At 57.1% G+C, this 19163-nt stretch carries 18 protein-coding genes and 1 tRNA gene; 10 read left to right on the top strand and 9 right to left on the bottom strand.

Annotated features, from left to right (window positions below; genetic code table 11):
- Positions 1-13: 13 nt before the first annotated feature.
- Positions 14-1168, top strand: coding sequence for a multicopper oxidase domain-containing protein (locus EPL04_RS12500; protein WP_004594571.1), 1155 nt, complete (start codon positions 14-16; stop codon positions 1166-1168).
- 204 nt (positions 1169-1372) lie between these two features.
- On the opposite strand, the gene EPL04_RS12495 is transcribed toward EPL04_RS12500, so the two are convergent.
- From EPL04_RS12495 to EPL04_RS12485, 3 genes are all read right to left on the bottom strand, one after another.
- Positions 1373-1558 (bottom strand): DUF7333 family protein, encoded by a 186-nt coding sequence (locus EPL04_RS12495; protein WP_011222429.1) that lies wholly within the window; start codon positions 1556-1558, stop codon positions 1373-1375.
- Positions 1559-1841: 283 nt separating this feature from the next.
- Complete coding sequence (locus EPL04_RS12490) at positions 1842-2594, bottom strand: DUF7260 family protein (RefSeq protein ID WP_011222428.1); 753 nt, start codon at positions 2592-2594, stop codon at positions 1842-1844.
- A gap of 103 nt (positions 2595-2697) precedes the next feature.
- Positions 2698-3261, bottom strand: coding sequence for a plastocyanin/azurin family copper-binding protein (locus EPL04_RS12485; RefSeq protein WP_011222427.1), 564 nt, complete (start codon positions 3259-3261; stop codon positions 2698-2700).
- Between the two features lie 98 nt (positions 3262-3359).
- Between EPL04_RS12485 and EPL04_RS12480 the strand changes: the two genes are divergently transcribed.
- The 4 genes from EPL04_RS12480 (at position 3360) to EPL04_RS12465 (ending at position 5471) form a co-directional block, all read left to right on the top strand.
- Positions 3360-3434: transfer RNA gene (locus tag EPL04_RS12480), tRNA-Glu, on the top strand.
- Positions 3435-3474: 40 nt separating this feature from the next.
- A complete protein-coding gene (locus tag EPL04_RS12475) occupies positions 3475-3894 on the top strand; it encodes a hypothetical protein (protein WP_011222426.1) in 420 nt (139 codons plus the stop codon).
- Between the two features lie 128 nt (positions 3895-4022).
- Complete coding sequence (locus EPL04_RS12470; RefSeq protein ID WP_011222425.1) at positions 4023-5234, top strand: hypothetical protein; 1212 nt, start codon at positions 4023-4025, stop codon at positions 5232-5234.
- 54 nt (positions 5235-5288) lie between these two features.
- Positions 5289-5471 (top strand): hypothetical protein, encoded by a 183-nt coding sequence (locus EPL04_RS12465; protein WP_225935282.1) that lies wholly within the window; start codon positions 5289-5291, stop codon positions 5469-5471.
- A gap of 63 nt (positions 5472-5534) precedes the next feature.
- Here EPL04_RS12465 and EPL04_RS12460 read toward each other — a convergent pair whose 3' ends face one another.
- Positions 5535-7907 carry a heavy metal translocating P-type ATPase gene (locus EPL04_RS12460; protein WP_004594578.1) on the bottom strand — a complete coding sequence of 791 codons (2373 nt, stop codon included), beginning with the start codon at positions 7905-7907 and terminating at the stop codon, positions 5535-5537.
- 362 nt (positions 7908-8269) lie between these two features.
- On the opposite strand from EPL04_RS12460, the gene EPL04_RS12455 reads away from it, so the two are divergent.
- Positions 8270-8566 (top strand): PadR family transcriptional regulator, encoded by a 297-nt coding sequence (locus tag EPL04_RS12455; RefSeq protein WP_004594579.1) that lies wholly within the window; start codon positions 8270-8272, stop codon positions 8564-8566.
- Positions 8567-8634: 68 nt separating this feature from the next.
- Positions 8635-9522 (top strand): hypothetical protein, encoded by an 888-nt coding sequence (locus tag EPL04_RS12450; protein WP_134671648.1) that lies wholly within the window; start codon positions 8635-8637, stop codon positions 9520-9522.
- 321 nt (positions 9523-9843) lie between these two features.
- Here EPL04_RS12450 and EPL04_RS12445 read toward each other — a convergent pair whose 3' ends face one another.
- From EPL04_RS12445 to EPL04_RS12425, 5 genes are all read right to left on the bottom strand, one after another.
- Positions 9844-11859 carry a copper-translocating P-type ATPase gene (locus EPL04_RS12445; RefSeq protein WP_134671677.1) on the bottom strand — a complete coding sequence of 672 codons (2016 nt, stop codon included), beginning with the start codon at positions 11857-11859 and terminating at the stop codon, positions 9844-9846.
- Between the two features lie 365 nt (positions 11860-12224).
- Positions 12225-13226 (bottom strand): potassium channel family protein, encoded by a 1002-nt coding sequence (locus EPL04_RS12440; protein WP_134671647.1) that lies wholly within the window; start codon positions 13224-13226, stop codon positions 12225-12227.
- A 265-nt stretch (positions 13227-13491) separates the two neighbouring features.
- Positions 13492-14325: a phosphosulfolactate synthase gene (locus EPL04_RS12435; RefSeq protein WP_134671646.1), complete on the bottom strand. Its 834-nt coding sequence runs from the start codon at positions 14323-14325 to the stop codon at positions 13492-13494.
- Positions 14326-14460: 135 nt separating this feature from the next.
- Positions 14461-15813, bottom strand: a complete 1353-nt coding sequence (locus EPL04_RS12430) for an MmgE/PrpD family protein (protein WP_134671645.1) — start codon at positions 15811-15813, stop codon at positions 14461-14463.
- A 93-nt stretch (positions 15814-15906) separates the two neighbouring features.
- Positions 15907-16194 carry a cupredoxin domain-containing protein gene (locus EPL04_RS12425; protein ID WP_134671644.1) on the bottom strand — a complete coding sequence of 96 codons (288 nt, stop codon included), beginning with the start codon at positions 16192-16194 and terminating at the stop codon, positions 15907-15909.
- Between the two features lie 105 nt (positions 16195-16299).
- Between EPL04_RS12425 and EPL04_RS12420 the strand changes: the two genes are divergently transcribed.
- The 3 genes from EPL04_RS12420 to EPL04_RS12410 all read left to right on the top strand — a co-directional run bounded on the left by EPL04_RS12420 (position 16300) and on the right by EPL04_RS12410 (position 19132).
- On the top strand, positions 16300-17844 hold the full coding sequence (locus EPL04_RS12420; protein WP_134671643.1) for an FAD-dependent oxidoreductase: 1545 nt from the start codon (positions 16300-16302) through the stop codon (positions 17842-17844).
- Positions 17845-17881: 37 nt separating this feature from the next.
- A complete protein-coding gene (locus EPL04_RS12415; protein WP_134671642.1) occupies positions 17882-18187 on the top strand; it encodes a hypothetical protein in 306 nt (101 codons plus the stop codon).
- Positions 18188-18253: 66 nt separating this feature from the next.
- Positions 18254-19132, top strand: a complete 879-nt coding sequence (locus tag EPL04_RS12410) for a DNA-3-methyladenine glycosylase family protein (protein WP_134671641.1) — start codon at positions 18254-18256, stop codon at positions 19130-19132.
- Positions 19133-19163 lie beyond the last annotated feature (31 nt).

Below are 19163 nucleotides of genomic sequence, written 5' to 3'. Positions count from 1 at the left end.
TGCCGAGTGTATCATGACCACACGTTTCGGCGCACCCGGAACCGGACTGTCCCGGCGTGAGTTTCTCGCGGCAACTGGCGCGACGGGTATCGCTTCGTTAGCAGGCTGTTCGGCGGGCGGAGCTAACGAGCCAGCAGCAACGAGCGATACGGCCACGCAGACACAAACTGACTCGCCTAATCTCCCCTACACCAGCCCTCCAACAGTCGTCAACGTCGACGAGCAGGGTGGTGGAGTGACGATGCGGACTCAACAGGCCCGCCACGCCGTCCACCCGCTCGATACAATGGGTGGGCCCGTCGAATTCCCACGCGTCTGGGCGTTCCAGGCCGACGACAACGACCCCAGCGTCCCAGGCCCAATTCTCAGAACGACCGAGGGTAACGCGATGGAGGTGACACTCGACAACACCGATGGCCGACGTCCCCACACGATTCACTTCCACGGAATTCGCAAGACGTGGGAGAACGACGGCGTCCCGACGACGACCGGGATTCAGGTCCCGCCAGGGGAGACACACACCTACGAGATTCCCGCTAACGTCCCTGGAACGCATTTCTACCATTGCCACTTCCAGACCCACCGGCATATCGACATGGGCATGTACGGGATCTACCGAGTTGATCCCGAAGGCTACGAACCGGCGGACCGCGAATACTTCATGACGATCAAGGACTGGGATTCGCGGGTTCCGCGGAAGTGGGCCGGTGAGGCGGACTTCACATACAATTCGGCCAGTCGCAATCCGGACGTGTTCACCGTCAACGGGAAGAGCGCACCCCGAACGCTGCACCCCGAAGAAGGCTCACCGATCATCGTCGACGAGGGCGACTCAGTTCGCATCCACCTCGTCAACGGTGGATACATGTCGCACCCGATGCATATCCATAACCACCGCTTCCAGCGTGTCGAAAAGGACGGCGGGACGATTCCAGAGGCTGCCCGCCACGACATGGACGTCACGAACGTCGCCCCCGCTGAACGACACACGATCGAATTTACTGCCGATGCAGACCCCGGCATCTACCTGATGCACTGCCACAAGGTCAACCACGTGATGAACGGCACGTTCTATCCCGGCGGGATGCTCACCGGCGTGGTCTATCGGTCCGTCATGGATACTGACATTTTCAACCAACTTATGGAGTACGCTGGCTACTCCACGTAGAGACCCTCTACACCACGACCAGGACAGGATCTAACTGAACGATAGGGGTTACCCAACCCAGGTGGACTCCTGTTGGTTCGACATCACCCCGCTAAAACAGCCGTCGCTAGGACTGCGAACCGGTCATCGAAATAATCTGAATCAACACAGCTGGGGGCTAGCATGGACCGCAACACAGCGGATTCCGGCTACTGGGTCGGCCTATTATGCACTGGCGCGGAACTCGCCATGTTTCATTCCCAGGAAGAACGCGATGACCGAGAAGATAATCATCGAGGGCAGAACCATCATAAAGACCGTCGAGGAGGTCATCACGGTCGTGAGCGCAATCGCCGCGACGGCGACAATTACGACAAGGGGGGCCACCGAGCGCACAAAGTCGAATTCCATATGTACAGTTGTGACCGGATAGACAAAACCGTTAACAAAGTAGATTTGCTGGAAGCCGGTATTGACACGGTGCGAGCGGAAGCCCACCCTTTCACAGTCATTGCCGGAGTCGATTATCTAACATGTTCGACGCCCACTCACGCCGATTCTGAAAGCCGTGCACCCGGTGCACGGAGTTCCTCGATTCCATCGCTGAGTTTGCCAGCACTAATCGCAGCCAAATCAGCAACTACTGTTCAGCCATAGGACGACGTCAAGACAGAGTAGGAGGTAAAAGAGAGGACTACTCATATTGGGAGATGATCTCCAAGATATCGACAAACGTCGCCAATACCGGATAATCAACCTCCAGACCCTCATAGAGATATGAACAGAGGTCAGTGTAGGCATCCACGTCTGCCGACCGATCGATTCGATGAGCGTGGATTTCCTCCTGCCGTTGCTGGATCCAACTCTTACATTCATCATTCAACGTATGAAGCGTCTCGTATCGGTCGGTTAGTTCAATATCTGAGTTCCCCTGTAATTTCGTAGAATCAAGTTCTGCTATCGCCTCTCGAATCTCTTGAACTGTAGATTGCACGTCTTTGAGGGTAGTGAATTCATCCTGGAGGCTCTCCAGAAAGACTCGGCGGTTGTCAATACACTGCTGTGCGGCCTCGAGGAGCCGTTGTTTGATGAGCGGTGAGAACGTAGTCGCTTCTGAGATCAGGAGCAACACATCGGCCCCGAATTCGGCACTGAGGCTCGCCTCGAACGAATCACCGTACACGTCGCCGTAGTGGTCGACCGCCATCACAGTATCATGATACCACGGCTCGATGGTATTACGGACCGACTTCTCTTCGGATGTAAGGTTCTGATCCACTCCAACAACGGACCGTTCGAACCGAGGAGTCTGTGTGTCGACGGTCTGGATACGCTGGCGAAACCGTTGGAAGGCTTGACATTCGCGCTCAACCTCACGTCGTTCTCGTAGAACACTATCGAGGGCAGCATCCGTGTATGTCGGCCACGGGCCTTGTGCGAGTGTCATCGACAGCGTATGTCTCCATACTGTCGGTCCGAAGCACAGTCAATGTCGGCCATATGGTGTACAAGCGATTCCGGAGCGCACAGCTCGCAGTATACGCGGCCGCCTACCCGGAGAACGAGCTGTACGAGACGCTGCCTTGATCAACGATGGTCTGGCTTTCGGGGACGTCTCCGTCCGGCGGCATACTCCCCTCCGCGGGACCGCCGGGTTCGCCAACGACGATCCGACCGACCATCCCCAGAGTCTTGTGCGGGATACAGAAGTAATCGTACGTCCCCGTGGTCTCGAACGTGTGCTCGAACGTTGCGCCCTGTTCACTCAGCGTTTCGCTATTGAACGTTTCTGCGCTTTCGGGAATCCGGGTAACTGATGCTGAGCTCGTTCCCTCTTTGTAGGCGGTTGCCGAGTGACTGCCGCTCTGGATTTCGAATGTCACAGTTTCCCCGGATTCGATGAACAGACCAATGGGATCGAAATAATACTCGCTCCCGTCAGTGACCATCATAACAGTATTCGAGTCTCCAGACCCACCAGCTGTCTCCTGCGTTTCAGTCGTGGTCGGCTCACCGCCACCGTCTCCGTTCCCCGAACTACTGCATCCAGCGAGACCAGTTACGCCACCTGTTGCGAGAATTCCGGCTGTCTTGAGAACCTGTCGACGCTCCATACCACATTATCAAAGACCCCAACATAAGGGGAAACGGCGGATTCCCACTGAATAGGACACCGACCAGACCTGAAGTACTGAAGCTCCAAGTTGAAGCTGCTCCGTTGGTGTAGCTCGGCCAACCATCTCGGCATCTCACGTCGAGGACCGAGGTTCAAATCCTCGACGGAGCATCCCCGATCTGATCCACTGCCCTACCCATAACCCTCACAGATGGCTACCGCACAACAAGGGACTGAGGAACACATTTTGACCCGCTATGCCTCCGTAGAGATCGGTACAATCACCAGTCCGTGTCTGATTGTTCTTGCCACCGCAACGGTTGTATACAACTGGCCACCGGCTGTACTCGGCTGGTTTGTATCCGGCCTACTCGGACTTCTCATCGCAGTAGTATCCGGCCGGACGTCAGCAATCAGGCCCAGTCTCATCAAATGGCCCCGGGCTGAGTCAAGAGGCGATTTAGCGGTGAATGCGATTGCATACAACGGCGTCTTGATTATTGGCACCGTACTTGGACAGATCGTGTGGACAGCATCGAATAGTCTCCTACTCGCTGCAGGGGTTGGAGCCGTTCTTCCGGTCTGGTTCTTCAAGCATATACAGTTCCTCGTATTTCTGGACGGCGAGTGAATTCACCGTGCCGATCGTACTTTCGGAGGGGGATATTTCCACAGCCAGCAGGATCTAACGACAGTCAAGCCCAGGATATCAGAGGTAAATCAGTCAGGTAGAAGTGCCTCTCTGTCCAAGACAGAATAATGTCACCGGAAGAGCGTCACCCACGTGGAGATCCCTCCCGTGGACAGACCACTCGAATCGGGTCTGTTCGGCCACTCTCTGTACTTCTTGCCGCAATTGTTACGCTCACTCAGGTTCCCGTCGCGTCCGCCCACGGTACAACCGGAAGCGGTGGACTCTCGCAAGGACACGGTGTACTTCTTGCTTTCGTTGGTGCCGTTATTCTCGGCGGCTTCATCCTTCTCAAACGGACCGATCGCATCACCTCAACAACCGCCCTTTACGGCGTATTTGTCGGGATCTCCATCACGGCACTCGGAGCAATTCTCTTCGAAGGGCTCTCCCCAGATCCGACATATACTGCGAGTTCGATGCCGTTCCCCCGGTCGTGGTATCAGCCGTTGGCCCTACTGAGTGGCTTGGGCATCATGGTCGCGAGCTTCATCGTTGGGTGGCTCCGCTGGCCATCCCGCCCACGATACACGTTCCTCGGCATCCTCATGGGATTGTGGATCTCGTACCCCTACCTCATTCCTGGACTGGCAAGTGATACACACCCACTTGGGTACGCAATCGTCCTCGGAACACCAATTCTAGTCGGCTACGTTGTCTGGAAGGACGCAGGGAGTGTCATTCGCGCAGTCATGCGTGATCCGGTTGCGCGTCGCTTCGGCATCGGCGTCGGTGTCGTGTTAGCACTCTTTTTCGTCTCTATAACAGGATACCTCTCGTTTTTCCCCGAGGAGGGCTTCCCCGAAGAGGTGACGGTCGTCGTTCTACCCGCAATCTATCAGCTAGTATCGTGGCCGACGCTCGAAATCGCGATTCCGCATCTCCCGTTCATACATATCCCGTTCTTCCTAGCCCTGTCACCCGGCCAGGTCATCGTCGTCGGGATGCTAAGCGCACTCATCGGGTTAAACGCCGCTCTCATCGCCCGTCACTGGCGCGTCGAGGAACGAGCCGGCATGACCGAAGGGACCGCCGGAAGCGCTGCAATCGTCGGGACGTGTACCTGTGGATGCTGTGGGCCACTCGTCGCGAAGATCGCGGTACTTGCTGCCGGGCCATCGATTGCCGCCCCTCTCTACTGGGTGTTCGTCGATTCGGCCTCGCCGCTCAGTGCAGTATTCATCGTTGGAAGCTTCGTCCTCTTCACGGGGAGCCTAATCTACTCGGTCCAAGCAGCCCGACAGCCCGATCAATCGGCTGCCATCATCCCGGCGGACTGAGGTAAGGTATCTACTGTGATCTCACGGTACCTAGGGGGACAAATGCCTCAATATATGAGGGGAAAACGTCGTCAGTACGTGTTTTTGGAACTGGCAGCGGTACTGATCGTTGTCGGCACCTTCGCAACCGGCTTCCTCCCGTCGACGCCGTTCTACCAAGTCCTCTCCGGAGGCATCATCGTTGCGGGCTTTGCGGTCGGGTACGCGGGGCTCGGTGCCTTTGAATTGCTCGAATGAAGCGATAGGAATCGTCTTCACCCGGTTACAGCAGGTATCTGCCGCTTCGCTGGGTTGGTGCCGCTACTCGTGAAGCAGGTCTCGAAACGAATTCGCTGCGAGGAGACCGCCGGTCGCCACGACCGCACCCATCGCGAACACCGGATTCAGCAACCCCGTCGCTGCGAGTGGCATCGTGACCCCATTATAGAGCAGCGCTAGCCCGTTGTTCTGTTTGACACGCCGACGAGCTGCATCTGCGAGATCGAACGTCGTCTCCACCGCCGCGAGGTCATCATCGACGATAGAAATATCCGCGGCATCGGACGCGAGTGCCGTTCCACCACCGAGCGAGATTCCCAGGTCTGCGGTCGCAAGAGCCGGTGCATCGTTCGTTCCATCACCAACCATTGTAACCTGTCCCCGGGACTGTAACCGCCGGATCGTCGCGGTCTTGCCTGCCGGCGGGACCCCCGCAAACACGTGATCGACGGCAGGATGACTGTCGAGAAAGTCAGTAGCAGCCTCGTCATCACCGGTCAGAACAACGATCTCGATATCACGGTCATTCAGCTGCGTGAGTGTGTCATCCCAACCTGCCCGTGGTTCGTCCCCCACGACGACGACGCCCTCTGCATGACCGTCACGACCGACGACGACCGGAAGGTGACCGGCCGTTCGTGCCTCTGCGGCACGCGTCTCGATCTGCTCGCTCACCGACCACCCAAGTTCCGCGAAGAGATCGAGATTCCCGACGAGAACGCGCGTGTCCTCGACGACTCCTTCGACGCCGGTCGCGTGGCTCGTGAATTCGGTGATGTCCGCTGCGTACTCGTGGTCACTGCCATCGGCAACCCCCCCATCGGCTCTTGAGCGATCGCCCTCCTGATTCCTTTGTGCAAACGTATTCACGATTGCGTCGGCCGCTGGGTGGGATGCTCGCTGTTCGAGGGCCGCGACGGTTTCAAGGAGATCCGACGGTGCATCCACCTCGAGGACATCCATCTGGCCGGTCGTGAGAGTCCCTGTTTTGTCGAAGACGACGACGTCGACGTTCCGAAGGCGCTCGAAGACTGTCTCGTCGAAGATGACGATGCCCCGCTCTACCGCTTGTTCGATACTGGTTGCCACCGAGAGCGGGGTTGCCAGGCCAAGTGCCCACGGACATCCCACTAAGAGAACTACCAGCGCCGTCAGGACGGCGACGGGAATACCAGTCCCCACCAGAAGCGACCCCAATCCAGCGAGTACCGCCCCACCGACGACGACCGGGATGATGACTGACGCGAGCTTATCGGCCTGCCGCTGGACACCGTGATCCCCACTCTGGAGATTCCAGACAGAGGTGACGAGGCGATCGATACTACTGGTTGTCCCATCGCTCACCGTGAGGACAGCAGCCCCATTTGTGACGACCGCCCCGCCGACGACCTCGTCCCCAGCTTGTTTCGATACCGGGAGCGACTCGCCCGTCACGATCGCTTCATCGACCGTGCACTCACTCTCAGCGAGAACACCATCGACTGGGATGCGTTCGCCCTCACGGACGAGAACCCGTTCCCCGGGTTCCAGACTGTGTACGTCGACCATCGTCGTCCCATCGGCGCCATACCGCCTGGCTTCGGTGACGTGGGAGATAGTGAGATTCGTCAGGCGATCCATCGCTCGCTGCTTGCTCAGTGATTCGTAGAAGATGGCGGCCACCACACTCGCGGCAACCACGATCGTGAGGTCGTAGAAAACGTCGAGTCGACCGAGGAGAAAGGCAATCGTGCTGTACACGTAGGCGCTCACCACGGTGATCGCGACGAGAAAGTCCGTATTCGGCTGTCGCATCTTCAGACTGACATACGCACCCTGTAACAGCGGCAGGCCGGTAAACACGAGGACGACACCCGTCAGAACGAGAAAGAGCGGGAGGATCAACAGGCCATCTCCACCGCCGATCCCGGACGTACTCGCGTACATATCGAGCGTCCCCTCACCAAAGAACGACGAGAGCTGCGCCGGATAGAGGAGGACCGCATATGGGAGGAGCATGAACGTCCCGAAAATGACGCCAGCAGCGTAACGGAATCCCAGCACCTCGTCAATCCCTCGTTCATTCGGCTCGTCCGACCGGCGCGACTGTCCGATTATAGTCGGTGTGTCATCGCTCCCTCCAGCACGGAGGGTTGCCGAATAGCCGAGTGTACTCAGGGTATCACAGAGAGTTTCCTTCGAGACGCGATCAGGGTCGTATGTGATACGAACCGTCTCGGTGACGTAGCTTGCTGCCACGTCTACAACACCCTCGCAGTCCTCGGCGACTGATTCAAGAAATGCTTCACACGTCGCACAGTGCATCCCGTCGACCTGAAAGAAAGCTCGTTCCTCAGACCCTAATCGAGGGGTATCCGCATCGCGTTCGCCCGCCCCAGCACCGGACTCGCGCATGGGGTCGTCTGTCGGGTCCATCCGACTGTGGACTCCATCGCCACCGAGTACTCGATGGACGTTTCGACATCCATCACAGCAGAAGACGGTGTCGTTCTCACCCACGACTCTATCGTCAGGGACAGCCCTACCACAAAGCGCGCACGTGGAAGATGAGGATTGAGATGAAGACACAATTGATTACCACCGGCTGACAGCTGACCGAGCACAGCCATGGAACCTCAACGGCGACCTCGGCCGAAGCGCCATTACCGGTGATACAGAGGCATGGGTATTAAGCGCTGTTTGGAGACGAGTGTACTGGTAGATATCCTCGATCCGAAGCTCTGCTTCTGAGTACCAGAGAGAACATATGCCATCCCTCAAAAATAGGGAGCAGACGGATGCACGATCTAACCGGGTTCCAGCGGGACGTCTTGTACGTTATCGCCGGGCTCGAGGAACCACACGGGCTCGCAGTAAAGGCCGAACTCGACGACTACTACGAACAAGAGATCAATCATGGGCGGCTCTATCCAAACCTCGACGACCTCGTCGGCAAAGGCCTCCTGGAGAAAGGTGAACTCGACAAACGGACGAACGTGTACACGGTCACACAACGCGGAGTGCGGGAGATCGAGGCGCGACGTGAGTGGGAAAGCCAGTATTTAGAGGACGTGAACGCACCCACTACGTCGTAGAACCAGGCGAGTAGAACTCAATATCAAAGCGGGACTGCTTTACCCACTTCCCACGAATACGCATTGAGATGGCTCGGCTCGTCTTCTATCATCACCCACAGGCCGAGAATTTCTCACTCAAATATAGCTCGGCATCGGTAGCAGAGATCCGGTCTCAGCAAGAGCAATCCGACGAGTCGACAAAGCTCATCGGGTACCCCTTCGAAGCTCCGGTCTATGTGCTCTATGAAGGCGATTCAGAGATCGAATCAGCGCAAGATATCGACTTTGATCAGGAATGGCTGAGCGATCGTATTCGTGACCTCCCCCGTGCTGGGCAGGTTGTCGCATTCCGATTAGTAGAGTTGCTCGAAGCCGCGGTCGATGTTCGAGATGAGGATGAGTTCCGGCTCTACAAGGAGTTCGAACCGCAAAAGATCCAGCAGGCACTCGATCACGTCTCCTGGGGAGCACCACTTCCGACCGTCGCTGGAGAGGTGATGTCGAATTTGATTCTCCGACATTCCCTCCCGAATGCGAATCATCGAACTGGCATCGCGATGCTGCAGTTCTGTATTGAGAGTGTGGACCCGGATTTTGAGATGCCACGAACACACGTCGACGACGATACCTGGCGAGAGTGGGTCGATCCCTACATCGTCGATTCCAAGCGGCTCATTACTGTCCGCCGAAACAACCTCCGTTTCAAGCAACTCGAAGAGCTGGACGTCGACCTCGTCGAACGGAAAGATGGGATCCAAATCCGATTAGCCGAGTTCGAGCTGGATATGCACTGGCGAGAAGCCCTCACAGAGTATGCTGGGCAGCACGAATCTCACTGTACGGACTTCGCGCAGGCAGTTCTCGAACGAGCAGGACGGGACGATCTACTTGACCGTCAAGGACCAACGAAACAAGAGTTCATCACGTATCTGGAGAACGGACTGGTCGAACGAGACTTCAGAGAAATGTTTTGATCAGTCGCGAAGCTCGGCGACCGACTGACCAACCTCACGGACGTGTTCACTTCGCTCGAGGTCGAGTTCCTCGGCGAGGTAGTCAACCGTCTCTTCGAGGCTCATATTGGAAAGAAGTCCGTCTAACGGTATAAACCTAGTGCTGGCGCAACAATATAGCCCATCAGAGAAAGCGTCTGTGTATACCAAACTACGTACCCCTCGGGAAAACTGTGGAATCGGTGACCGCATAGCGATACCCACCGAAATTACGCAGTGTCGCCATTTGCTGTCCATCAACCGAACTCAATTGAAAGAAGCTCCGAAGCGATCGGGAGCGGTTCAGTCTGCAGGTTGTGCGTCAGTCGCTGGTGTCCCGCTTGGAAGCTCGGGGATGGACAGGTCCACGCGGCGGAGCAGCTGAGCGTTGATGGCGACGATGACCGTACTCAACGACATCAGGAGCGCACCCACAGCGGGGGAGAGCAGAATCCCGATCGGTGCCAAGACGCCTGCTGCGAGCGGAATCGCGAACACGTTGTAGCCGGCCGCCCAGACGATGTTCTCTTGCATCTTCCGGTAGCTCGCCTTACTGAGTTTCACGAGCCGAACGACGTCCATCGGGTTGTTCTGAACGAGGATGACGTCGGCCGACTGGACGGCGACGTCGGTGCCGCTCCCGATCGCGATGCCGACATCGGCCCGCGTCAGTGCCGGCGCGTCGTTCACACCGTCGCCGACCATCCCCACGAGCTTCCCCTGGTCCTGGAGTTCCTGGACTTTCTTGTCCTTGTCTTCGGGGAGGACCTCCGCGAACACCGTGTCGATGCCCAGTTCGTCGGCGACAGCTTTGGCGACATCCTGGGAGTCCCCAGTCAACATCGCCACCTCGATGCCCAGATCGTGGAGGGTATCGACGACACGGAAACTCTCCTCACGGATTACGTCAGCCATCGCGAACGCGGCAATCAGCTCGCCTTCACGAACAAGGTATACCACCGTCTGAGCGTTCTGTCCCGCCTCGTCAGCGAAGCGGCGGAGATGGTCGGGTATCTCGCTATCGAGTTGGGTTAACAGGTTTGGCCCGCCGACGTACACCTCATTTCCGTCGACGTTCGCACGGACGCCTCGGCCTTTGATCGCCTCGAAGTCGGTCGCGTCAGGTGCGGTGAGGTCCTGCTCGTCGGCGGCCTCGCGTATGGCTCGCGCGATCATGTGTTCGGAGTCGCTTTCGACGGCTGCTGCCAGCGCGAGAGCGTCGTCTTCTTCCACGCCCTCGACGGTCGCCATGTCGACGACGCCGTGTTCGCCTTCGGTGAGCGTCCCCGTCTTGTCGAAGATGATGGCGTCCAGGTTCCGCGCCTCCTCCATCGCGATACGGTCCCGGACCAGCATCCCGTTGCGAGCCGCCAATGACGTGTTGATTGCGACCACTAGGGGGATGGCGAGCCCGAGTGCGTGCGGGCAGGCGATGACGAGCACTGTGACGACGCGCTCGATGACCGTTGCGTCGAATGAGACCGCGAGCGTCCACGCGATTGCTGTCACGACTGCCGCCGCGAGGGCGACGTAGAACAGCCAGCCTGCCGCTCTGTCGGCCAGTACCTGTGTCTTGGATTTGCTCTGCTGGGCTTCCTCGACGAGGCGCATGATTCCCGCGAGCGTCGTCTCCTCGCCCGTCGCACCGACGCGCACGCGGAGGCTGCCGTCGCCGTTGATCGTCCCACCGATGACCTCGTCGCCGGGGTCTTTCGAGACCGGTTTCGATTCGCCCGTGATCATGGACTCGTTGACGTCGGAGTCTCCCTCTTCGACGACGCCGTCAGCAGGGACACTCGCACCCGGCCGGATGAGTACGAGGTCGCCCTCGGAGAGTTCACTCACCGGGACCTCCTCAGTGTCGCCGCCGTCGGTAATCCGCTCGGCGGTGTCCGGCATCAGCTTCGCCAGTTCGTCGACCGCACTCGAGGCCCGTCGCACCGACCGCATCTCGATCCAGTGCCCCAGCAGCATAATGTCGATCAGGGTGACGAGTTCCCAGAAGAACGCCGACTGCGTCGGGAAGACCACGCTCGCGAGGCTGTAGACGAACGCGACGGTGATCGCCATCGAGATGAGCGTCATCATCCCCGGCGACCGATCTTTCAGCTCCGGTACCGCCATCTGGAGGAACGGCATCCCACCGTACGCGAAGACGATGACCGCGAAGACGGGGTTGATCCATTCGCTACCTGGGAACGTTGGGACAGAGAACCCGAGCCACTCTTGCAGCATTTCGCTGTACAAGAGGACTGGAATCGACAGGAGTGTCGAGACGAAGAAGCGCCGACGGAACATCTGCTCGTGCCCTTCGTGCATTCCACCGTGGTCGCCGTGGTCGTGTCCCTCATCTCCGTGATCCACTTGGTGCTCGGTACGTTCATGTAGTTCCTGTTCGGCCTCATCTGCGTCCTCGGCTTCCTCCTCAAGCAGTGACTGCTCGGTCCGAGAGACCTCCTCATCCGAGCCGGCATCACTTTCAGGATTATGGTCGTGGTGGTTACCGCCAGCAGGTGGTTGATCCGACGACTTCTCAGAGTCCTTTGAGTGATCGTGGTCGTCCATAGATTGGCTTCTTAGGTACTAGTTTAACCTGCAGGGAGTTGGGTGTGTGGGCAATTCGGATCTCATTGGGTAGACTACCTCTTTATGCTATGTCAATATACAAAACCGACAGCACTCCATCACTTATTTCCCTGGGAGGGCCATTCACGTTCGTCAGATTCTACGAGACGGAGCAGGGTTCGTCGCCGCTTATCTGTATCTGCAAGTGCTGCAGTAAACTCCTCGTCAGAGACAGTCGGAAGGTCTTTTTCTCGGAGTGTATCAAGGTTTGGTGACGGTGGGGAACGATCAGCAGGCTCGATGTATGCTTCTCGGAGCGTTTCTAGATAGCTCTCGACACTCGATCGGGCGTTTTTGAGAATTGTGTCGCTTGGATGAGACCGCTTGGAAAGCCCAAACTGGAGCATTGACAATGCCTCGTCGAGGATGGCAACACTCACAATCGGTGATTGGCCGGTTTGTCTGCTGTGGAAGTAATGGAGTATCGGGTACGCCTTGTGATTCGACGTAAGTGTGTTCAGTTGGGAAGTAAAAGTATTAAGAGGTAATTCGAGTCCCTCAAACTCCTCGCCGTTCCAGCTCGTAAGTAGAATCTCGGTACTGTGTTCACCAAGTCCGCTTACGCCATTGGCGAAAGATCGTTTCTGCGTGACTGCACTCAGAACATTGAGAATATACGTAACACTGAGTGTGATAAAAAGCATCCCGCTCGCCGTCGCGAGAGTCGTCATAATCTGCCAGACACCCTCCTGTGGGGCGAAATCCCCGTTTCCTAATGTGAAGATTGTGTATCCAGAGAAATAGATCCAATCTGACCAGGAAACAGGGGTTCGGTTCACGGTATCGATAATTGAGCTCTCACCACTCGCAAAGATGAACGCCCATCCACCCCAGAGCAGTGTAATCCACGTCGCTAGGCCAAGAGTGAGGATTATCGGTCCCGAGAGAGTGAGAACTCGTGAATTTCGCTCCCCAACCCGTCGTAACACTTGCCATGTCCTTGCCATCAACAGGGAGGTCAGCGGGCCGGCGCCTCCCTCAACCCAGAGTGTCGTCCAGAGGAGATCAACGATAACACTGGCAAGCAGGATTATACCGACTATGAGAAGTATTGGTTCCATCCCTATCCACCCATTGGGTAGAATCGGGGGATGTCTTGCTTCTGGAATGGTCTTATCTGAGAGACTATCCCTGAATCACCTTGGTCTGTGATTAGTTGGTTGTTCATCAATGGTAGTCTCCTCATTGGGAGAACAGTGCTTCCACAGTCTCTGTCATAGGTGTATCACTCATCGTATCTGGGCCTCAACGGAATTAGTTACGTTATCTCATACATTTCCCAGCGGGAAAGTTCCCTAAGAACCGGTAATACGATTCTTAGTCTAGTTACTCTTCATCACCCTTCCAGGTGACAGTCCGGCCCCACGTCGTCGCCTTGCCCCAAAGGCCAGAGCGCATACATTCCAATTCAACAATCTGGGAGTTATCGACGAACAGGTTAATCTCTGGGCCGAAGTTCTTGATGTACCACTCAAACATCTCCGGACCGGGCGCCTCGAAGACGAGGTTTTCGATGCCGAGCCCGTTGGCGATCTGGTAGGCCACGTCAGTCCGCCACTCGTTAACCTCCTCGGTGATGCCTTCCGCTTCAACCATTAGGAGGTCAGCGCCCGCTTCGAGGTGGCGCTTGCCCTCCTCGATGGCCTGCTCGGGGTCCTGCTGGCCCTGTTCCTCGAGGACATCCGGGTCCGTCGCGCCGCCAGCGCCGAACTGGACGTTGATCTCGGGCTTCGGGTCGATCTCGTAGTCCTCCGCGACGATCTCCGTCATCCGCACCATATCGTCGGTCCCGATAGCCAGGAAACCACTAGAGAGCTCGACGATGTCGAAGCCGAGCCGTTCGGCCTCCTCGAAGTACCGCTCGACCTTGTCGTTGTCCCGGATCAGGACGTTCTCGACGTAACCGCCCGTGGACACCTTGACGTCGAACTCGTGGCAAACGTCGATCAGCTCCGTCACCGCCTCCTCGGGCATCAGCGCGAACGATCCACCGCTGAACTTGTAGATGTCGACGTACTGCCCCATCGTCTCTAAGAGGTCGCGCAGCTCGCGCGGGCCCATTGGGTCATAATATGGCCCACGGATCTCCGTGATTCCCTTCTCTCTGGGCTTCTCCTCGCGCTCGTTGTGGTGTAGGAACTCGAACGTACGGTCTACCATAATTCGATTGTGGCTTCGGTCTCTGAGTCCTTAGTGAGTGGGGCAGCAACCAGTTCGATCTATGCTTGAGGGGCGGGATCTGCCGTAGACCAAGGAAAACTAATCATGCTATATTAGTGAGTAATGCCACGCACCCTATGCCAGCAGGGTGACGAGATTGGAGACGGTTGTCGACTCTAAGTCTTTAATTGTTGCAATGATCTTGTCTCGGCGATCCTCGTCGAGTCGAGTGCCGGCCGTATCGTGGAATTTCGTTTCGACCTGATCCCAGCTCATCGACTTCGTTGGATGGCCTTGGAAGGCGTCCTTCTCGACCACGTGAGTAGTGCCATCCTCAAGTTCGACGGTTACGCGAGCGGGCATCTCCCCGGATTCAAACCGCTCGGTAAATGCCTCGTCCTCCTCGACGGTGACGTGCCGGAGAAGGTACTGGACATCATCTCGAGTAATACGTTCTGGCTCGTACTGGGCGTTCCCCATCTCCCGGTCGAGGAGTGCTGCTGCCAGCATATACGGGAGTGAGTGATCGGCCTGGGCCTTCGTCTCGACGGTGTGGCGATCACCCTCGCCGCCACCGATTATGAGCTTCGCGCCGGCGAACGTTTCTAAATCAATGAGTTCCACGTCACTCCCATCGAGATTCTCTTGCTCCGCCAGTTCGATAACGCCTTCAACGGCAGACTGGGCGTACGTTTCAGCGACGTATCGCTTCGTCATGACGTCGTGAACGCGCGTGCAGCCTGGATCGAGGTCGACCTCGAACTCACCGCTGATAGTCTGCTTCCAGCCCTTCTGCCCTTCAAAGAGGTTCTTGGGCCCCTCCATCCCGTCACTGGCCAATAGGGCCGCGTAGACGGCGTTCCGGGCGGCATTGGACGAGGCGATGCCCTTCCACTCGTTGATGCCGCCGGTGCGGGTTACGCGGAGGGCGTTATGGGCGGTTCCGGCGATGCCGATGGCGTCTCTGGTAGTCTCGACGTCGAGATCAAGTACCTTCGCGACGCCGCAGGTCGCCGAGATGACCGTGTGGGTCACGTGGTCCCAACCTTTGTCACGGACTGGGGCATTCCAGGCGAGTTCGCCTTGGACCTCGTACGCGACACCGATTCCTTCTAGAAGTTCCTCGCCAGAGGCATCGACGGCCTCAGCAGCAGCGACGACCGCGCCGATGTTGTCGCTCGGGTGGGGCGTCTCGCCGGGCGCGAGAAAGGAGTCCATGAAGTCGAGATAGCGCGTCAGCGCAGTATTGTGCATCGCGGCTCCAACCGCCGATGCGGTCTCGTCACGTCCCCAGAGCGTACAGTCGTCGCCAGCATTAGCTCGCTGGACCGTCTGGTGGACGACCTCCACCGGATCTGCCCCAAGTGCATTAATCCCGATCCCGACCGAGTCGAGTACGCGCTTTTTCAGTTCCTCCCGTGTGTCCTCGGAGAGTCCCTCAGCGGAGACCTCTTGAACAAACTTGGCAAGCTCTTCGGTCGTCGTCATATCTCTAGGTACGGTTGCTCGCGGGAAACTTCCTTTGCCCAGGGTTCATCTATAAGGGGACTTAGGGTAGCAAACTGCGTACCACTCTCTTCGTCATTCACAGGGAAGTGAATTGGAGAGTGAGACATCGCCGACGAGAATCACCCCGCACATCTCCTCTCCCTGGAGGCCGCAGTAGTACTCGTAGATCCCTTCTTGATCAAATGCGTAGACGACGCTATCCCCGGATCGAAGGGTTTGCGTGCGGAACTGCCACTGGTCTGCGGTATCGTGAAACTGTACACTATCAACGACGTGGTCGGCTGACCCAGTGTTTCTCCAGATGACCGTCGTCCCCGGTGCTACCAACTTCCGAACTGGATCGAACGCCTCGTCCTTCATTTCAACAGTTGCTCGCCCCATACAGGAGAGACGGTCCTCAGGTTTATTGACGCCGCGGTCGTGCTATAGGATGCCATACGTCGTGGCTTATCGGAGGTTCTCAAGATGGACTCAAACGATGGTACTTCCCAACCCCCACTCCAGGGCGCACATGAATCGTTGTGGATAGAGACGACACCTAAAACAGAGTACGACACCCTCGACGGAGAAATTGAGGTCGACGTCGCCATCATCGGCGGTGGCATCGCAGGTATCACTACCGCCGCTGAATTACAAGAAGCGGGAAAATCAGTCGCAATTGTCGAACGTGACCACATTCTCGAAGGAGTGACTGGCCATACTACAGCGAAGCTGACGGCTCTCCATGGCCTCATCTACGACCATCTCATCGAATATTTCGACGAGCAACGGGCCCGACAGTACGCTGAGGCGAACCTAGCCGCCATCGACCACGTCGAGGCCACGGTAGAGGACCGGGGCCTCGACTGCGACTTTAAAAGGACAGCCGCATACACCTTTACTGAATCCTCCGACAACCGCCACCAAATTCAGGCCGAAGTCGATGCCGCTCAGCAACTGAGTCTCGCTGCTTCATTCCAAGAGTCTACGGACCTGCCTTTTGACATTGAAGCAGCAATCCGCCTCGACGATCAGGCACAATTCCATCCTCGAAAGTACCTTCTCGCACTGGCCGAAGAAATCCCAGGAGAGAGCAGTTACATCTTCGAGAACACGACAGCGATGGACGTCGAGGATGGTAGTCCCTGTCAGGTATCGACCGATTGCGGGTCGATCACCGCAGATGCGGTGGTCGTCGCGACGCACTTCCCGGTGTTCGACCGTGCACGGTACTATGAGCGATTGTATCCCAAGCGCTCCTACGTGCTGGCGGTACGCTTGCAGGGTGACGCGCCGGCAGGAATGCACTACAAACCGGAAGATCCGTACTTCTCGGTTCGGCCGCACCCTGCTGGCGAGGAATCGATGGTCCTCGTCGGAGGACAAAATCATCGAACTGGCCATAGTGATAGTACAGTTGATCGCTACCGGAAACTCGAACAGGAAGCATTCGACCGCCTGAACGTCGACGAGATTGCGTATCGCTGGTCGACACAGGACTTCGTCTCCATTGATCGAGTCCCGTTCATCGGCCTTCTCGGACCCCAGTCGGAGAACGTGTACACGGCTACGGGATTTGGCGGCTGGGGGATGACGAACGGGATCGTCGCAGGGATGTTGCTTTCAGATCTTATCGTCGATGGACAGAGCGAATGGGAAGACGTCTATCAGCCGATGCGGTTCAATGAAAACGCGTCAGCAGACCCCTTCCTTCACCACAATCAACACGACGTGAAACACTACCTCGAAGACTACACGGAGCATCCGCAGTCCGGCGACGTTGAGTCGGTCCAGCAAGGGGATGGGGCTGTTCTCGAGCTTGATGACGGACTGACCGCAGTACACCGTGACGAGGATGGCGACACTCATTCAGTGTCAGCGATCTGCTCGCATATGGGCTGCCTCGTCTACTGGAACGACGGTGAGCAGTCTTGGGATTGTCCCTGTCACGGCTCTCGATTTGCCTGTGATGGCTCAGTCCTCAATGGGCCTGCAAATAGCCCCCTCTCAGAACGTGAACTTGATGAGTAGCCCAAACATCCAAAGGCGGCAGGACACTAGGGACACCATGGCTTCTGAGACCCTCGACGGGTACGTTATCGACGTTGGATGTATCCGGAAAAACGCTCGCGATGAGCTCCTCGAAAAGGCTCGTACGCATTCGCGGGAGTGTGCGCTGATGGGTCACTGTGTCGAAAGTGGCTATGGTATCGTAACCGAAGACGATCGGTTGACTGTTCTAGACTCGGAAGCGACTCCGAAAATAGTGAATACCGTGGAGGGAAGCGACACGGAGGAAGGAATACGACTCCGTGTCCAGCGAGAAGAACAGGACGGGTCGATGGAAACGACCAGTATTGAGGAGATCAGCTAGGTAGTAGCTCAAGACCACGATTGGTCGACGAGTGAGTTCTGCCCATATCAACTTCACCAGAAGGCGATGTATTCGGGCTCACTTTCAATTCCGGGTAGTGTTGGCCGACTTGATTTACAGGCGACACTTGAGAGCGCCCAATCATTTCTCTGGCAACGTGTTGATGGAGGGATGTACGAGGAAACAGCTGTGTCTGGTGGCGGTCACTGGTACTACACGGTCGTTGAGGATGACCTTGTCTTCGCACGGCAGCAATCAGGTCGGTTAGACTGGCAAGCAACAACGGATGCAGCTGGCATTCTACGTCGCCAACTCAGACTCGACGACGATCTCGACGAAATCTTTACCAGCTTCCCCGAGGAACCTACGCTCGAAAAGGCCAAACGCCAGTATCCTGGCCTCCGAGTCGTTCGTGATCCGTTCTTCCCCTGTCTGATCTCGTTTGTTTGTTCAGCACGGATGCCCGTCAAACGGATTCACGCCCTCCAGAGTAGCCTCGCACAGGAGTTTGGTAGTCCCGTCCACGTTGATGGGTCCACGTACTATGCCTTTCCCCGCCCTGACCAGTTGATGGCCGCATCGGAAAGCGACCTCCGAAATCTCGGTCTGGGATTCCGTGCACCATACGTTGAACGGACGACTCAGATGGTTGCAGACGGGGATATTACGGAGGCGTTCCTACGCGACAGATCGTACGCAGAGGTCCATGAAGATCTTCAGTCCTTCCCGGGCGTTGGTCCCAAAATAGCAGACTGTGTTTCGCTGTTTGCCTTTGGACACCTCGAAGCAGTTCCAATCGATACGTGGACACGGCGACTTATCGAGCGCTACTACCCCGGTGATGTGGCGGACTCATATGACGCCACAGCTACTGCGTTTCGGGATCGGTTCGGCGAGTATGCTGGTTATGCCCAAACCTACCTCTTTCACTATGAACGGTCGTAACTACCGAGGACGTAGCGGGAACGAAAGTCAC

This window comes from Halorussus marinus, assembly GCF_004521895.1.
GTDB lineage: Archaea > Halobacteriota > Halobacteria > Halobacteriales > Haladaptataceae > Halorussus > Halorussus marinus.
This window is presented reverse-complemented; position numbering and strand designations above follow the sequence as displayed.

What these genes read in the sequence shown, in the direction of transcription:
- EPL04_RS12455 (WP_004594579.1), top strand. Translation starts at nt 8,270, where the DNA reads ATGCACGATCTAACCGGGTTCCAGCGGGACGTCTTGTACGTTATCGCC.
- EPL04_RS12430 (WP_134671645.1), bottom strand. Translation starts at nt 15,813, where the DNA reads ATGACGACGACCGAAGAGCTTGCCAAGTTTGTTCAAGAGGTCTCCGCT.
- EPL04_RS12415 (WP_134671642.1), top strand. Translation starts at nt 17,882, where the DNA reads ATGGCTTCTGAGACCCTCGACGGGTACGTTATCGACGTTGGATGTATC.
- EPL04_RS12465 (WP_225935282.1), top strand. Translation starts at nt 5,289, where the DNA reads ATGAGGGGAAAACGTCGTCAGTACGTGTTTTTGGAACTGGCAGCGGTA.
- EPL04_RS12500 (WP_004594571.1), top strand. Translation starts at nt 14, where the DNA reads ATGACCACACGTTTCGGCGCACCCGGAACCGGACTGTCCCGGCGTGAG.
- EPL04_RS12490 (WP_011222428.1), bottom strand. Translation starts at nt 2,594, where the DNA reads ATGACACTCGCACAAGGCCCGTGGCCGACATACACGGATGCTGCCCTC.
- EPL04_RS12435 (WP_134671646.1), bottom strand. Translation starts at nt 14,325, where the DNA reads ATGGTAGACCGTACGTTCGAGTTCCTACACCACAACGAGCGCGAGGAG.
- EPL04_RS12410 (WP_134671641.1), top strand. Translation starts at nt 18,254, where the DNA reads ATGTATTCGGGCTCACTTTCAATTCCGGGTAGTGTTGGCCGACTTGAT.
- EPL04_RS12495 (WP_011222429.1), bottom strand. Translation starts at nt 1,558, where the DNA reads ATGGAATTCGACTTTGTGCGCTCGGTGGCCCCCCTTGTCGTAATTGTC.
- EPL04_RS12460 (WP_004594578.1), bottom strand. Translation starts at nt 7,907, where the DNA reads ATGGACCCGACAGACGACCCCATGCGCGAGTCCGGTGCTGGGGCGGGC.
- EPL04_RS12445 (WP_134671677.1), bottom strand. Translation starts at nt 11,859, where the DNA reads ATGCACGAAGGGCACGAGCAGATGTTCCGTCGGCGCTTCTTCGTCTCG.
- EPL04_RS12450 (WP_134671648.1), top strand. Translation starts at nt 8,635, where the DNA reads ATGGCTCGGCTCGTCTTCTATCATCACCCACAGGCCGAGAATTTCTCA.
- EPL04_RS12470 (WP_011222425.1), top strand. Translation starts at nt 4,023, where the DNA reads ATGTCACCGGAAGAGCGTCACCCACGTGGAGATCCCTCCCGTGGACAG.
- EPL04_RS12425 (WP_134671644.1), bottom strand. Translation starts at nt 16,194, where the DNA reads ATGAAGGACGAGGCGTTCGATCCAGTTCGGAAGTTGGTAGCACCGGGG.
- EPL04_RS12440 (WP_134671647.1), bottom strand. Translation starts at nt 13,226, where the DNA reads ATGGAACCAATACTTCTCATAGTCGGTATAATCCTGCTTGCCAGTGTT.
- EPL04_RS12485 (WP_011222427.1), bottom strand. Translation starts at nt 3,261, where the DNA reads ATGGAGCGTCGACAGGTTCTCAAGACAGCCGGAATTCTCGCAACAGGT.
- EPL04_RS12475 (WP_011222426.1), top strand. Translation starts at nt 3,475, where the DNA reads ATGGCTACCGCACAACAAGGGACTGAGGAACACATTTTGACCCGCTAT.
- EPL04_RS12420 (WP_134671643.1), top strand. Translation starts at nt 16,300, where the DNA reads ATGGACTCAAACGATGGTACTTCCCAACCCCCACTCCAGGGCGCACAT.